At 61.3% G+C, this 13763-nt stretch carries 12 protein-coding genes; 8 read left to right on the top strand and 4 right to left on the bottom strand.

Going from position 1 to position 13763, the window contains the following annotated elements:
• Positions 1–384: 384 nt before the first annotated feature.
• The 3 genes from KUA23_RS18490 to KUA23_RS18480 are packed head-to-tail and all read left to right on the top strand — an operon-like array spanning position 385 to position 2499.
• Positions 385–1227 carry a hypothetical protein gene (locus KUA23_RS18490; protein ID WP_252992593.1) on the top strand — a complete coding sequence of 281 codons (843 nt, stop codon included), beginning with the start codon at positions 385–387 and terminating at the stop codon, positions 1225–1227.
• 26 nt (positions 1228–1253) lie between these two features.
• On the top strand, positions 1254–2315 hold the full coding sequence (locus KUA23_RS18485) for a GGDEF domain-containing protein (RefSeq protein WP_252992592.1): 1062 nt from the start codon (positions 1254–1256) through the stop codon (positions 2313–2315).
• The gene (locus tag KUA23_RS18480; protein WP_100520203.1) at positions 2305–2499 is read left to right on the top strand and encodes a hypothetical protein; all 195 of its coding nucleotides are present in this window, start codon (positions 2305–2307) and stop codon (positions 2497–2499) included. The genes KUA23_RS18485 and KUA23_RS18480 overlap by 11 nt, the downstream gene beginning before the upstream one ends.
• A 7-nt stretch (positions 2500–2506) precedes the next feature.
• On the opposite strand, the gene KUA23_RS18475 is transcribed toward KUA23_RS18480, so the two are convergent.
• Positions 2507–2818, bottom strand: coding sequence for an ArsR/SmtB family transcription factor (locus KUA23_RS18475; RefSeq protein WP_078049101.1), 312 nt, complete (start codon positions 2816–2818; stop codon positions 2507–2509).
• Between the two features lie 78 nt (positions 2819–2896).
• Between KUA23_RS18475 and KUA23_RS18470 the strand changes: the two genes are divergently transcribed.
• Entirely contained in the window at positions 2897–3988 is a 1092-nt protein-coding gene (locus tag KUA23_RS18470; RefSeq protein ID WP_078049100.1) for an NADH:flavin oxidoreductase/NADH oxidase, read from the top strand.
• Here the strand turns inward: KUA23_RS18470 and KUA23_RS18465 are convergent.
• Positions 3979–4668, bottom strand: a complete 690-nt coding sequence (locus KUA23_RS18465) for an SOS response-associated peptidase (RefSeq protein WP_252992591.1) — start codon at positions 4666–4668, stop codon at positions 3979–3981. The two genes, KUA23_RS18470 and KUA23_RS18465, sit on opposite strands and share 10 nt — an antisense overlap.
• Before the next feature lie 173 nt (positions 4669–4841).
• Here KUA23_RS18465 and KUA23_RS18460 point away from each other — a divergent pair, with 173 nt between their 5' ends.
• Positions 4842–6968, top strand: coding sequence for a TonB-dependent siderophore receptor (locus KUA23_RS18460; RefSeq protein WP_252992590.1), 2127 nt, complete (start codon positions 4842–4844; stop codon positions 6966–6968).
• Positions 6969–7122: 154 nt separating this feature from the next.
• Here the strand turns inward: KUA23_RS18460 and KUA23_RS18455 are convergent, their stop codons facing one another.
• Both KUA23_RS18455 and KUA23_RS18450 read right to left on the bottom strand, forming a co-directional pair.
• The gene (locus KUA23_RS18455; RefSeq protein WP_078049097.1) at positions 7123–7845 is read right to left on the bottom strand and encodes a FadR/GntR family transcriptional regulator; all 723 of its coding nucleotides are present in this window, start codon (positions 7843–7845) and stop codon (positions 7123–7125) included.
• 48 nt (positions 7846–7893) lie between these two features.
• The gene (locus KUA23_RS18450; protein WP_099491878.1) at positions 7894–9630 is read right to left on the bottom strand and encodes an IlvD/Edd family dehydratase; all 1737 of its coding nucleotides are present in this window, start codon (positions 9628–9630) and stop codon (positions 7894–7896) included.
• Positions 9631–9822: 192 nt separating this feature from the next.
• Here KUA23_RS18450 and KUA23_RS18445 point away from each other — a divergent pair, with 192 nt between their 5' ends.
• From KUA23_RS18445 to KUA23_RS18435, 3 genes are read left to right on the top strand one after another with little or no spacing between them, the layout of a single operon-like run.
• Positions 9823–11145 carry an MFS transporter gene (locus KUA23_RS18445; RefSeq protein WP_078049095.1) on the top strand — a complete coding sequence of 441 codons (1323 nt, stop codon included), beginning with the start codon at positions 9823–9825 and terminating at the stop codon, positions 11143–11145.
• A 15-nt stretch (positions 11146–11160) separates the two neighbouring features.
• Positions 11161–12150 carry an AraD1 family protein gene (araD1, locus tag KUA23_RS18440; RefSeq protein WP_252992589.1) on the top strand — a complete coding sequence of 330 codons (990 nt, stop codon included), beginning with the start codon at positions 11161–11163 and terminating at the stop codon, positions 12148–12150.
• Positions 12151–12161: 11 nt separating this feature from the next.
• Complete coding sequence (locus KUA23_RS18435; RefSeq protein WP_252992588.1) at positions 12162–13742, top strand: aldehyde dehydrogenase (NADP(+)); 1581 nt, start codon at positions 12162–12164, stop codon at positions 13740–13742.
• The last annotated feature ends 21 nt before the right edge of the window (positions 13743–13763 follow it).

Raw genomic sequence — 13763 nt, 5'->3', positions numbered from 1 at the left:
TCGGTGGCGACGAGTTAGTTATTTATTACGGCGCTGCGTTTGCACGCTATCTTCTTGTTAGTTGAGCAGTTGCGAGACCCTAGCGTATTTATATGGTGGCACTTAAGACCATATTTGGTAGGGTTGGGAATAGATGTAAGCAAATGTCACAAGAGTGCGGATGGACATATAGATGTCATTGTGAGGAAGATTTTGGAACAATTTTGGTAGCCATGATGTCATGTGGAGTAATCGCGATACATTGCGTACGGGCAAAACGCCAGCACTGGCAGCGTTTACGACGTGAGTTGTTGTGAGACCTGGGCGCAGAGAACCTGCGGCCAAGATCAGTGAATTGAAGTTGTTTGATCAGGGCTCTATCTCATGTGTGTCAGGTCGTTGAAGTTGGCAATCGATCATTCCGCGCAGGCATTTGAGCGGCATGTGGATTTTGAATCGAGCATTCGGGCGCACTACGCGGTGTTGCTCGATAACTATTCGAAAAGACCGTTTTTCTATAAAAGTGCGCTTAAGTACAGCCGTTTGATGGTGTCTTTCGCCTTGTTGAGCGAATACTTTTCCAAGCCGATGCCGTTGTTGTGTGAAGTCAAAGCCTTCTGCGTTGCACAGGGGTTCTGTTCGAGAAACAGCCTCGAATCCATTTTCCTGCTCTTCAGGGCGCTGGGCTTCATGCACGTCAGGGTGAATCCGGAAGACAGCCGCTTCCGGACCTTCACGCCATCAACGCAGGCGTGCCGAGAGGTGAGGGTGATGATGACGTCCATCACCGACCCGTTGGCGGTGATGTGCCCTGAACGAGCGGTGTTCACGCAATTGCGCGAACTGGATGATCGGGCATTCCTGGCCCTCTACTTCAAAGGCTATGCGACGCTGCTGAACAATAAGCTGGCAATTGATGTGCTGTTGCCTGAGTGCTATTGGCTGGTCAAGCGCGACGGCGGCCACATGCTGATGCTGGCTATTTATAACGACGCCTGCGGGCAGGGCAGCAATGGCGCAAGTTTCAGATCGTCTTCTTACCTGGCGCTGGCACAGCAGCTTTCCGTGTCCAAAACCCATGTGATCCGCCTGGTACAGGAGGGCGCCGACAAGGGCTATTTCAAAATTCATTCCAAGACCCAGCTGGAGGTGCTGCCGCCGTTTATTAGCCTGGTGCGAAGGTTCATGGCGTTTACGTTTGCGTCTGGTCTGCACAGTGTTGAACTGAGCCAGATCCACAACAGTTAGGCAGCTTATGCGCAGGGAGTGTCAGGATGCCGGCCAGTTTAAAGCTCAGACCGAGGATGCAGCGGTTGCTGTCACCCGCGGTGGCGCAAGCGCAGTTGATCGGCATCGTCGCGTGGTTGGCGGTGCTGTTGATTAATCCCCTGGAAGTGTTTGGTTTTTACGCTGCACTCTGCACACTCACGTTGCTTGCGGTTTACAGGTTGCACCGTGCTGTCGTTAACTTTCTCATGTGGCGTGCACTGGGTGTTGTTTATATTGTGGTGCTGTCGGTCGGCTTCGCATATGTTATTCGATCCAATCCCGAGTTGCGCATATTGTCACTGCCGCTGACCGTAGCATTGGTGATCAGTAGTTCCATCCTGTTTGTGAGCGTTCATGATTACTTATTCAGTGCGCTATTAATCTGGTGGGTAATGTGGGCGGTGATTGAAACAGGCTTGCCGGGTGGGCTGGAGATGTATCTGTTGATATTTTGTGTATCTTCAGTGCTGCTCGGTTTTAACCTGAACTTTTCTTACTTGAAAAACCTGCGTTCTGTGTTGTTGGTTGAAAGTGAGTTTCGCGAATTGGCGGAAACCGATTATTTGACCTCCATATTGAACCGGCGCGCCTTTATGGAAAATTTCGAAAAACTGATCGAAACAGGGCAAAGCGGTCATTTCATGATGCTGGATATCGACAGTTTCAAGTTGAAGAATGACCAATTCGGTCACGACATTGGCGACAAGATCCTTTGCGCCATGGCCGCTTGCCTGAAGTCCACAAAGGGTAGCCACAGCTTCGGTCGAATCGGCGGCGAAGAGTTCGGCGTCCTGGTGGTGGGGGATGACCCAGACGTCGCCAGCGAGTTTGCCCTGTGCCTGCTGCAGGCAATCCGGTGCAGTGTCGCGCCGCCGCACCACTACACATGCAGTGCGGGCATGGCGCGCTTTTCGGCGGGTGCCGACCTGTCGACGGTACTCAAATGTGCTGACAGAAACCTTTACGCAGCCAAGCGCAATGGCAAGGACTGCGTGTACCTGGATGGCGAGCCTCTGCGACCACGCCTGCCTGTGCCAATTAAATCAGCGAGGACGTATGAAGATTGAGTTGGAAGACGTGGATTCACCCAAGGGTTGCCTGCTGCGCCTGGGTGACCTGAGCATGATGTTCAACACACGGTTGGAGGCGCAGCAATTTGTCGACCAGCTGCAAGGGCGGATTGGTGCACTCAAATTCGGCGGTGCGCCGAGCCGTGATGCTGTGCAGGGGGAGGGTGATCCGCCAGCCTGATCCTGGCTCAGTGCTGCGCGAGGATGCACCCGAGTAAACCGGGAAAGCGTTCCTCAAGCACCTCGGCACGCAACGAATTCAGATGAGTGGTCCCCACGCTGCGGGTATGTACCAGCCCGGCGTCGCGCAACACGCGAAAGTGATGGGACATGCTTGACTTGGGCCGTCCGCCGTCCAGTTCGCCACAGGTGGCCTCGGGCACGCCCGCCAGGCAGCGTACGATGTCGAGGCGCACCGGATCACTCAACGCGTACAGCAGGCGTTCGAGGGTCAGGTCTTCAAGGGGAGGGTGTTTAAAGGCTCGCATGAAATGAATCATAACAGGGGGGTATCGTTGAATACCATAGTTCGATTACCATCGAACTATCGAATCACTCACTCGCTCCTGGAGTTCTCCATGTCCGCTTTGTTCGAACCGTTCACCCTCAAAGACGTCACCCTGCGCAATCGCATCGCTATCCCGCCGATGTGCCAGTACATGGCCGAAGATGGCATCGTCAATGACTGGCACCTGGTGCACCTGGCCAGCATGGCCCGTGGCGGTGCCGGTCTGGTGGTGGTCGAAGCCACCGCCGTCGCGCCGGAAGGCCGCATCACCCCGGGCTGCGCCGGCCTCTGGAGCGATGCGCACGCCGAGGCCTTCGTGCCGATGGTCAAGGCTATCAAGGCTGCCGGCTCGGTGCCGGGCATCCAGATCGGCCACGCCGGTCGCAAGGCCAGCGCCAACCGCCCGTGGGAAGGTGACGACCATATCGCCGCCTCCGATGCCCGCAGCTGGGAAACCATCGCCCCCTCGGCCATCGCCTTCGGTGCCAACCTGCCGCAGGTGCCGCGCGCGATGACCCTGGACGACATCGCCCGGGTGCGCCAGGACTTCGTCGACGCTGCCCGCCGTGCCCGCGACGCCGGTTTTGAATGGATCGAGCTGCACTTCGCCCACGGTTACCTGGGCCAGAGCTTCTTCTCCGAACACTCCAACCAGCGCACCGACGCCTACGGTGGCAGCTTCGACAACCGCAGCCGTTTCCTCCTGGAAACCCTGGCCGCCGTGCGTGAAGTCTGGCCGGAAAACCTGCCGCTCACCGCGCGTTTCGGCGTGATCGAATACGATGGCCGCGACGAGCAGACCCTCACCGAATCCATCGAACTGGCCCGTCGTTTCAAAGCCGGTGGCCTGGACCTGCTGAGCGTCAGCGTCGGGTTCACCATCCCTGACACCAACATCCCGTGGGGCCCGGCATTCATGGGGCCGATTGCTGAGCGTGTGCGTCGTGAAGCCGGTATCCCGGTGACTTCGGCCTGGGGCTTTGGCACCCCGCAACTGGCCGAAGGCGCGTTGCAGGCCGGGCATCTGGACCTGGTATCAGTGGGCCGTGCACACCTGGCAGACCCGCATTGGGCCTACTTTGCAGCCAAGGAACTGGGGGTTGAGAAGTCGTCGTGGACCTTGCCTGCGCCTTACGCGCATTGGTTGGAACGCTATCGCTGAGGTTGATCGCCGACGGGCTCAAGCAAACCGGGCCCATCATTGCGCGTATTGCCTACCGCCGTGTCCACCCTGAACCATTCGAACACATCGCAAGGTTCTCCCTGGAACAGCACCATCTGCTCGGCCCGGCCCTTGGTTGTCGCCGGGTCCAGCCATTCACGCGCCAGTGCCGGGTTGAGCACCACCGGCCGGCGGTCGTGGATGTCGACCATGCCGCCGGCGCTGTCGGCGGTGATGATCACAAACCCATCGTGCTCGCCCGCGCCTTCATCGGCGTCGGGTAGCTGGCCGATGGCGGCGCACAGCACGGGCGCGCCGTCCCTTCGCCGTATCAGGTAAGGCTGCTTTTTCGGGCCGCCTTCATCCACCCATTCAAACCAGTTGTCCACCGGCGTTATCGCACGGTGTGGCCAGATCGCCCGGAAGAACGCACCGTGGGCGACTGTTTCGGCGCGGGCGTTGATCGGCGCTGCTCGGTTCTTGGCCCAATGCGGGCGCCAGCCCCAGCGCACGCGGTCGGCGTGCAGCACCTCGTTGTCCAGATGCAGCAGCGTCACCAGGGTGGAGGGCGCGACGTTGTAGCGGGCCTGATCGCCCGCCGAATCGGCGAGGGCATTGGGCATGCTCAAGGCCGCCACAAAATCATGAATGCCGCGGTACTGCGAAAGTCGTCCGCACATGGCTGGATCCTCCGGCTGAACCCTGAGCTTAGCCGCCACCGTGCGCACGCTTGCACAAATTTGAACATGACAAATGAGAATGCATATCAATGGTGTGAAAGTTGGTATACCCTGCGCCGCACAAAAATTGGCAGATATGCCGCTCCATCTGGCTCTTTCACTAGGTTCATCTCATGCGTCGTACCCTGGTTTCCGTGTGTGTGCTTCAAGCGTTTTCCCCTTTGAGCTGGGCGCAGCTCGAGCCGGTTGAAAGAGCCACGATCGAGCTGCAAGCCACCAGCATCACCGGCACTGCCGATTATGAAACCGCCCAGGGACCGGTGCAGGGCTACCACGCCACCCGCTCGGCCAGTGCGACGCGCACCGACACCTCGATCCACGAAACCCCGCAGTCCATCAGTGTGGTGTCCAAGGCGGTGGTCGAGGATATCGGCGCCACCCGCCTGCAAGACGCCCTGGACTATGCCGGCGGCGTTGGCCGTGCCAACAACTTCGGCGGGCAAGGGCTCACCACCTTCACTGTGCGCGGCTTTACCACGGGCGAGTTCTACCGCAATGGTTTCCCGATCAACCGCGGCTATCCGAACATGCCCGACGCCAACACCATTGAACGTCTGGAAGTCCTGCGCGGCCCGGCAACCATGCTCTATGGCCGGGGCGATCCTGGCGGTACCTTCAACGTGGTGTCCAAGCAGCCATTGGCCGAGCCGACCGTGACCCTCGGCAGCCAGTTGGATGACCAGGGCATGCAGCGCGCCACACTCGACGCATCGGGGCCTCTGGACGAACAGGGCCGCCTGGCCTATCGCCTGAACGTGGTGGGCGAGGGCGGCGACACCTTCCGTGATCATGTGGAAACCGAACGCTACGGCGTGACCCCGGTCATCACCTGGCAAGCCACCGATGCCACCAAGGTGATCTTCGAAGGTGATTTCATGCGCAACAATCACCCGCTGGACCGTGGCCTGACACGTTATCCGAATCAAAAGGGTACGCCGTCGCGCGACACCTTCTGGGGCGAGAAAGACGTCGGCAAATTGCACAATGACAACAGCATGGCCCAGCTGCGTTTCGAACACCTGCTCAATGACAACTGGACCCTGGGCGGCGGTTTCCAATGGCTGGACGGCACCCTGCAAGGCAACGCCATCGAAGCCAACGGCCTGGCTGCTGACGGCCGCACCCTGGGTCGCAACTTCAACTACCGCAAGCTGGAGTGGACCGACAAAGACACCCAGCTCAACCTCACCGGGCATTTTTCCACGGCCGGCTTCGATCACACCCTGCTCACCGGCGTCGAGTTCGAAGACTACGATTACAAGTCGATCATCCAGCGCTCCAGCGGCGCGGTGGGCGCTTATGCCATCGACATCTTTAACCCGGTCTACGGCCAGGCGCGCCCGGCGCTCACGCGCACGCCGACCCATGACAAGGAAAACCTCAAGACCTACGCCGCGTTCGTCCAGGACCAGGTGGCCCTCACCGAACGCCTGAGAGTGCTGGCCGGCGCACGCTTCGAACGCTTCGAACACGACTACCACACTTATGTACCAGGCGGTAAAAGCTGGGAAGCCAGCGACAATGCAGTCACCCCCCGCGTTGGCGTGATTTACGACCTCACCGACACCGTCGCGGTGTACGCCGACGCCGCGCGCTCGTTCAAGCCCAACACCGGTGCCAGCCGCCAGGGCGGCGGTTTTGAGCCGGAGAAAGGCAAGTCCTATGAGATGGGCATCAAGTGGGAAGCCCTCGATCGCCAGTTGAGCGTCGACGCAGCGATCTACCAGATCGAGAAGAAAAACGTGCTCACCACCGATCCCCTGGACTCCACCTTCAGCGTCGCCGCCGGCCAGGTACGCAGCCGCGGATTGGACCTGAATGTGGCAGGCAACATCACCCCCGAGTGGCGCGTGATCGGTGGGTATGCCTACGTCGACGCCGAAGTCACCAAGGACAACACCCTGCGCACTGGCACGCGCTTGCTGAACATCCCGCGCAACAGCTTCAGCTTGCTCAACGTCTATGAATTCCAGGACGGCACGCTGAAAGGCCTCGGCTTGGGGGCCGGCGCTAAATACGTGGATGAGCGCGCCGGGCAGACGTCCAACACGGCATTCTCGATGGACGCCTACACCGTGGTCGACCTGCTCGGCTACTACAAGGTCAACGACAAGGTACGGCTGAACCTGGACGTGAAAAACCTGTTCAATCGCGAGTATGAAGAGGGAGCGTTCGGCAATGTGTATGCCTACCCAGGCGAACCCCGCACCGTTCAGGTCGGGATCGCCTACACCCTATAAGGCGTACGCAGGTATACCTGTGGGAGCGGGCTTGCTCGCGAATGCGGTGTGTCAGCCAATACATTCAGTGACTGACACCCTGCATTCGTGAGCAAGCCCGCTCCCACATTTTGAATCGGTGTTCACCTGATAGCGCGTGGTTTTGGCCTGGCGCTCAGAGCGGCGTGAGCACATTCATCACCGTATCCAGCGCCACCCGCGTGTCATCCAATTGCACCAGCGACGCGTGCCGCGCGCCCAGGGCGTCGCGGTTCTGGATTGCGGTGAGGATCGCCTTGTGCCGGGGCAGGCTCAGGCCCTGGATGTCCGGGCGGCGGTTAGTGATGTTGATCGACTCACGCAACGGCAGCGACAGCATGTTGCACATGTAGGCCAGCAGGTCGTTGCGGGTGGCGTCGGCAATGGCGCGGTGGAAGTCCAGGTCGGCCTGTAGCAGCTGTTCGTGGGTCTGCGCGGTTTCCATGCCCAGGTAGGCTTGTTCGATGGTCGCGATGTCTTCATCGGTGGCGGTGGTCGCGGCCATGGCGGCGATCTCCGGTTCGAGGATGCGCCGCACCCCGGCCAGGGTGTTGAAGAATTCGCTGTGGGGCGTGGACTGCATCAACCAGGACAGCACGTCCGGGTCGAGCAGGTGCCATTTCAACCGAGGCCGCACCACCGCGCCCACCCGTGGCTTGGAATACACCAGGCCCTTGGCGCTGAGCACCCGCGTGGCTTCACGCAACACCGAGCGGCTGACCTGGTACTCCTCGCAGAGCGTGGCCTCCATGGGCAGCCGTTCTTCAGGCTTGAAGCGACCGGAAACGATGTGCATGCCCAAGTCCTGAACGATCTGGGCATGCTGGCTCTTGCGCGGCTTGGGCGGCTGGTGATCCATGACTACGGGGAGGCTCTGGCTTGAATTCGCAGCATCATAGCATCCCAATTAGTGGGAATGCCGGGGGACTTCAGCCCCTCGGCAGCCCACCAGGAAGTCAAAGTCGCAGCCCTGGTCGGCCTGCAGCACATGGTCGATGTACAGCTGGCGATAGCCGCCGACAATGAGGTTCTGTGGGGGCGCCAGGTCAGCCATGCGTGCTGCCAGCTCTGCGTCGGGAATGTCCAGGTGCAGGCGGCCGTTGGCGCAGTCCAGTTCGATCCAGTCACCTTCCTGCACCGTGGCCAATGGCCCGCCGGCAGCGGCTTCCGGCGCCACATGCAACACCACCGTGCCGTACGCGGTGCCGCTCATGCGTGCATCGGAAATCCGCACCATGTCCGTCACGCCCTGGGCCAACAGCTTGGCGGGCAAGCCCATGTTGCCGACTTCGGCCATGCCTGGGTAACCCTTGGGGCCGCAGTTTTTCATGACCAGGATCGAGTTGGCGTCGACGTCCAGCTCCGGGTCGTTGATGCGCGCCTTGTACATGTCAAAGTTCTCGAACACCACCGCGCGGCCTCGGTGCTGCATCAGTGCCGGGCTGGCGGCTGACGGCTTGAGCACCGCACCCAGCGGCGCCAGGTTGCCGCGCAATACACAAATGCCGCCGTCGGCGCGGATTGGGTTGTCGAGGGTGCGGATCACCTCGTCCTGGCCATAGATCGGCGAGTCCTGCGTGTTCTCGCCCAGGGACTTGCCGTTCACGGTCAGGGCGTTCGGGTGCGGGATCAGGTTGGCTTCACCGAGACGGCGCAGCACGGCGGGCAGGCCACCGGCGTAGTAGAACTCTTCCATCAGGAAGCGCCCCGAGGGTTGCAGGTCGACAATGGTCGGCATGCCACGGCCAATGCGGGTCCAGTCATCCAGGTCGAGTTCGACGCCGATGCGCCCGGCGATGGCTTTGAGGTGGATCACCGCGTTGGTCGAACCGCCGATGGCCGCATTCACACGGATCGCGTTTTCGAACGCTTCCTTGGTGAGAATCTTCGACAGCTTCAAGTCTTCGCGCACCATCTCGACCGCACGCATGCCCGACATATGCGCCAGCACATAGCGCCGCGCATCCACTGCCGGGATCGCGGCGTTGTGGGGCAGGGAAGTGCCCAATGCCTCGGCCATGCACGCCATGGTCGAGGCGGTGCCCATGGTGTTGCAGGTGCCTGCCGAACGCGACATGCCGCCCTCGGCCGCGAGGAAATCATCCAGCGTGATGGTGCCAGCCTTGACCTGCTCGCTGAGCTGCCACACCACCGTGCCCGAGCCAATGTCCTGGCCCTTGTGCTTGCCATTGAGCATCGGCCCGCCGGTCACGACGATGGCCGGCACATCGCAGCTGGCCGCGCCCATCAGCAGCGCGGGGGTGGTCTTGTCGCAGCCAGTCAGCAACACCACGCCGTCAATCGGGTTGCCACGAATCGCCTCTTCCACGTCCATGCTTGCCAGGTTGCGGGTCAGCATCGCGGTAGGGCGCAGGTTCGACTCGCCGTTGGAGAACACCGGGAATTCCACCGGGAAGCCACCGGCCTCGATCACGCCGCGTTTGACGTGCTCGGCAATCTGGCGGAAATGCGCGTTGCACGGGGTCAGCTCCGACCAGGTATTGCAGATGCCGATGATCGGCTTGCCATGGAACTGATGGTCGGCAATGCCCTGGTTCTTCATCCAGCTGCGGTACATGAAGCCGTTCTTGTCGGCGGTACCAAACCACTGGGCAGAGCGTAGGCCGGGCTTTTTATCAGGCATGATCGATTCTCTTATTGTATGACTATATGTTCTATGCGTGCTTAAACATAAGCGCAAAATCGATGCTTTGGAAGAGTTGTTTTGCAAATAGTCATACTATATAGTCGGTCTTCACTGAGGTATGGCCCTGGCGGATTTTCGCGAGAGGCGTCCCCCGAGCTTCTATAAAAACAACAATCGGAGATCGACCCCATGAGCCAGGAACTGCGGCTTATTCGGCGCATCACGCTGAAACTGATTCCCTTCCTGATCCTGCTGTACCTGATCGCCTACGTGGACCGCTCCGCCGTGGGCTTCGCCAAGTTGCACATGGGCGCCGACGTCGGCATCGGCGACGCCGCCTATGGCCTGGGTGCGGGGTTGTTCTTCATTGGCTACTTCCTGTTCGAGATCCCCAGCAACCTGATGCTCGACCGCTTCGGCGCGCGGCGTTGGTTTGCACGCATCATGATCACCTGGGGCGCCATCACCATCGGCATGGCCTTCGTGCAAGGGCCGCACAGCTTCTATGTCATGCGCTTTTTGCTCGGCGCGGCGGAGGCGGGGTTCTTTCCGGGCGTGCTGTACTACATCACCCAATGGTTCCCGGTGCGCCATCGCGGCAAGATCCTTGGGCTGTTTATCCTCTCGCAACCCATCGCGATGATGATCACCGGCCCGGTGTCCGGTGGTTTGCTGGGCATGGACGGCATCCTTGGCCTGCACGGCTGGCAGTGGCTGTTCATCGTGATCGGCACCCCGGCGATCCTGCTGACCTGGCCCGTGCTGCGCTATTTGCCGGACGGCCCCAAGCAGGTCACCTGGATGAGCGACGACGAAAAGGCCTGGCTCACCGGCGAACTCGCCAAAGACCTGCAAGCCTACGGGCAGACCCGCCATGGCAACCCGCTGCATGCGTTGAAAGACAAACGCGTGTTGTTGCTGGCGCTGTTCTACTTGCCGGTGACCCTGAGCATCTACGGCCTGGGCCTGTGGCTGCCGACCCTGATCAAACAGTTCGGCGGCACTGACCTGGTCACCGGCTTTATCTCGGCCGTGCCGTATATCTTCGGCATCATCGGCCTGCTGATTATCCCGCGCAGTTCCGACCGCCTGAACGACCGCTACGGCCACCTTGCAGTGCTTTATGTACTGGGCGCCATCGGCCTGTTCTTCAGCGCCTGGCTCAGTGTGCCGGTGCTGCAAATGGCCGCGTTGTGCCTGGCGGCGTTTGCCCTGTTTTCCTGCACGGCGGTGTTCTGGACCTTGCCGGGGCGCTTCTTCGCGGGTGCCAGTGCGGCGGCGGGCATTGCCTTGATCAACTCGGTGGGCAACCTCGGTGGCTATATCGGCCCGTTCGTGATCGGCGCGCTCAAGGAATACACCGGCAACCTGGCGTCGGGCTTGTACTTTTTGTCCGGGGTGATGGTGTTCGGGCTGGTGCTGACCTGGGTGGTCTATCACCTGCTGGAGCGCAAGCATGTGCTGCCTGCCGACCAATTCGCCGCCAGTGCCCGTGGCGCCACACGTACTTAATCCAGGAGAAATGGCATGCGTTTAGTTCAGTTCGAGTTGCGTAATGGCGAGCGTCGCGTCGGCGTGGTCGATGGCACCAAGCTGCGCGAAGTCAGCACGGCCCGCAGCGTGCGTGAGTTGGCCCTGGCAGCCATCGAGGCGGGCGTCGGCCTGGCGCAACAGGTGGACAGCCTGGGCCTGGGCGACAGCTACGACTACGCCACATTGCTGGCCGACCTGAAGATCCTGCCGCCGCTGGACCACCCGGACCCGGCCCATATGCTGATCAGTGGCACCGGCCTGACTCACCTGGGCAGTGCCTCGGCGCGTGACAAGATGCACCAGGCCGGTGACGACACTACGTTGACCGACACCATGCGCATCTTCAAATGGGGCGTGGAGGGCGGCAAGCCCGCGGCTGGCCAGGCGGGCGTGCAGCCCGAGTGGTTCTACAAAGGCGACGGCAGCATCGTCGTGCGTCCCGGCGCGGCCTTCCCGGTGCCACCGTTTGCCGAGGATGCCGGTGAAGAACCGGAAATCGGTGGCCTCTACGTCATCGGGCCGGACAGCCAGCCCTATCGCGTCGGTTTTGCAGTGGGCAATGAATTCTCCGACCACGTGATGGAACGCAAGAACTACCTGTACCTGGCCCATTCCAAATTGCGCAGTTGCAGCTATGGCCCGGAGTTGCGCGTGGGCGAGTTGCCCCAGCACTTGGCGGGCACCAGCCGTCTCTTGCGTAACGGTGAGGAAATCTGGCGGAACGAATTCCTCAGCGGCGAGGCCAATATGTGCCACAGCCTGGAAAACCTTGAATACCACCACTTCAAATACCGCCAGTTCCTCAAGCCGGGCGATGTGCACATCCACTTTTTCGGCACCGCCACGCTGTCATTTGCCGACGGTATACGTACCCAGGCCGGCGATGTGTTCGAGATCAGCCAGGCCGAGTTCGGCGCGCCGCTGGTCAACCGTGTCGGCAGCAGCGAGGCGGCCTTCGAGCCCGGCAACGTCATCACCCTTTAAAGGAGATCCCCATGACCCAGTACCTCGGCCACAACTACATCGGCGGCCAGCGCAGCGCCAATGGCAGCGTCACGTTGCAAAGCCTCGACGCGACCACCGGCGAAGCCTTGCCCCAGGCGTTTTACCAGGCCACACCACAAGAGGTCGACGCCGCCGCCACGGCTGCCGCTGCGGCATACCCTGCTTACCGCGCCTTGAGTGCATCGCGTCGCGCGCAGTTCCTCGACGCAGTGGCCGACGAACTGGACGCGCTGGGGGATGATTTTGTCGAGCTGGTGTGCCGCGAAACCGCGCTGCCGGCTGCACGTATCAAGGGTGAACGTGGGCGCACCAGCGGCCAGATGCGCCTGTTCGCCACGGTATTGCGTCGCGGTGATTTCTACGGCGCGCGCATCGACAAGGCGTTGCCCGACCGTCAACCGCTGCCACGCCCGGATTTGCGTCAGTACCGCATTGGCCTGGGGCCTGTCGCCGTGTTTGGCGCGAGCAACTTCCCCCTGGCGTTTTCCACTGCGGGCGGCGACACCGCCGCTGCGCTGGCGGCTGGCTGCCCGGTGGTGTTCAAGGCCCACAGCGGGCATATGGCGACGGCGGAACGCGTCGCCGATGCGATCATCCGTGCGGCCGAGGCCACCGAGATGCCGGCCGGCGTGTTCAATATGATCTTTGGCGGTGGCGTCGGTGAAGCACTGGTCAAGCACCCGGCCATCCAGGCGGTCGGCTTTACCGGCTCGCTCAAGGGTGGCCGTGCACTGTGTGACATGGCGGCGGCACGCCCGCAGCCGATCCCGGTGTTCGCCGAGATGTCGAGCATCAATCCGGTGATCGTGCTGCCCCAGGCATTGACCGCGCGGGCCGACACCGTGGCACGTGACCTGACCGCGTCGGTGGTGCAAGGCTGCGGCCAGTTCTGCACCAACCCCGGCCTGGTGATCGGCGTTGCTTCGCCAGCCTTCACCGCGTTCACCCAGCAGGTCGCCCAACTGATCGGCGACCAACCACCGCAGACCATGCTGAACGCCGGCACCCTGGTCAGCTATGGCAAGGGCCTGGAAAAACTCCTGGCGCACCCTGGCATCCAGCACCTGGCGGGCAGCCAGCAGGCCGGCAACCAAGCGCAACCGCAGGTGTTCAAGGCTGACGTGCGCCTGTTGATCGAGGGCGATGAAGTGCTGCAGGAAGAAGTGTTCGGCCCCACCACGGTGTTTGTCGAAGTCGCCGACCAGGCCCAACTCAGCGAGGCCTTGCACGGCCTGCACGGCCAACTCACGGCGACAATCATTGGCGAGCCGGGCGACTTGCAGCAGTTCGCCGAGCTCACGCCACTGCTGGAACAGAAAGTCGGGCGCATCCTGCTCAATGGCTACCCAACCGGCGTGGAAGTCTGCGATTCGATGGTGCACGGCGGGCCGTACCCGGCCACTTCGGATGCCCGTGGTACCTCGGTGGGTACCTTGGCCATCGACCGTTTCCTGCGCCCCGTGTGCTTCCAGAACTACCCTGATAGCCTGCTGCCCGACGCGTTGAAAAACGCCAACCCGTTGCGTATCCAGCGGCTGGTGGATGGCACGCCATCTCGCGACCCGCTGTAACGCGCACCTGAGAGCAATAAG

Source organism: Pseudomonas pergaminensis (assembly GCF_024112395.2).
Classification (GTDB): domain Bacteria; phylum Pseudomonadota; class Gammaproteobacteria; order Pseudomonadales; family Pseudomonadaceae; genus Aquipseudomonas; species Aquipseudomonas pergaminensis.
Note: the sequence above shows the minus strand (reverse complement) of the source record. Positions and strands in the feature narration are given on the sequence as shown.

Coding starts and splice junctions, on each gene's coding strand:
- KUA23_RS18435 (WP_252992588.1), top strand. CDS start 12,162: ATGACCCAGTACCTCGGCCACAACTACATCGGCGGCCAGCGCAGCGCC.
- KUA23_RS18480 (WP_100520203.1), top strand. CDS start 2,305: ATGAAGATTGAGTTGGAAGACGTGGATTCACCCAAGGGTTGCCTGCTG.
- KUA23_RS18460 (WP_252992590.1), top strand. CDS start 4,842: ATGCGTCGTACCCTGGTTTCCGTGTGTGTGCTTCAAGCGTTTTCCCCT.
- KUA23_RS18465 (WP_252992591.1), bottom strand. CDS start 4,668: ATGTGCGGACGACTTTCGCAGTACCGCGGCATTCATGATTTTGTGGCG.
- KUA23_RS18445 (WP_078049095.1), top strand. CDS start 9,823: ATGAGCCAGGAACTGCGGCTTATTCGGCGCATCACGCTGAAACTGATT.
- KUA23_RS18475 (WP_078049101.1), bottom strand. CDS start 2,818: ATGATTCATTTCATGCGAGCCTTTAAACACCCTCCCCTTGAAGACCTG.
- KUA23_RS18450 (WP_099491878.1), bottom strand. CDS start 9,630: ATGCCTGATAAAAAGCCCGGCCTACGCTCTGCCCAGTGGTTTGGTACC.
- KUA23_RS18485 (WP_252992592.1), top strand. CDS start 1,254: ATGCCGGCCAGTTTAAAGCTCAGACCGAGGATGCAGCGGTTGCTGTCA.
- KUA23_RS18455 (WP_078049097.1), bottom strand. CDS start 7,845: ATGGATCACCAGCCGCCCAAGCCGCGCAAGAGCCAGCATGCCCAGATC.
- KUA23_RS18470 (WP_078049100.1), top strand. CDS start 2,897: ATGTCCGCTTTGTTCGAACCGTTCACCCTCAAAGACGTCACCCTGCGC.
- araD1 (WP_252992589.1), top strand. CDS start 11,161: ATGCGTTTAGTTCAGTTCGAGTTGCGTAATGGCGAGCGTCGCGTCGGC.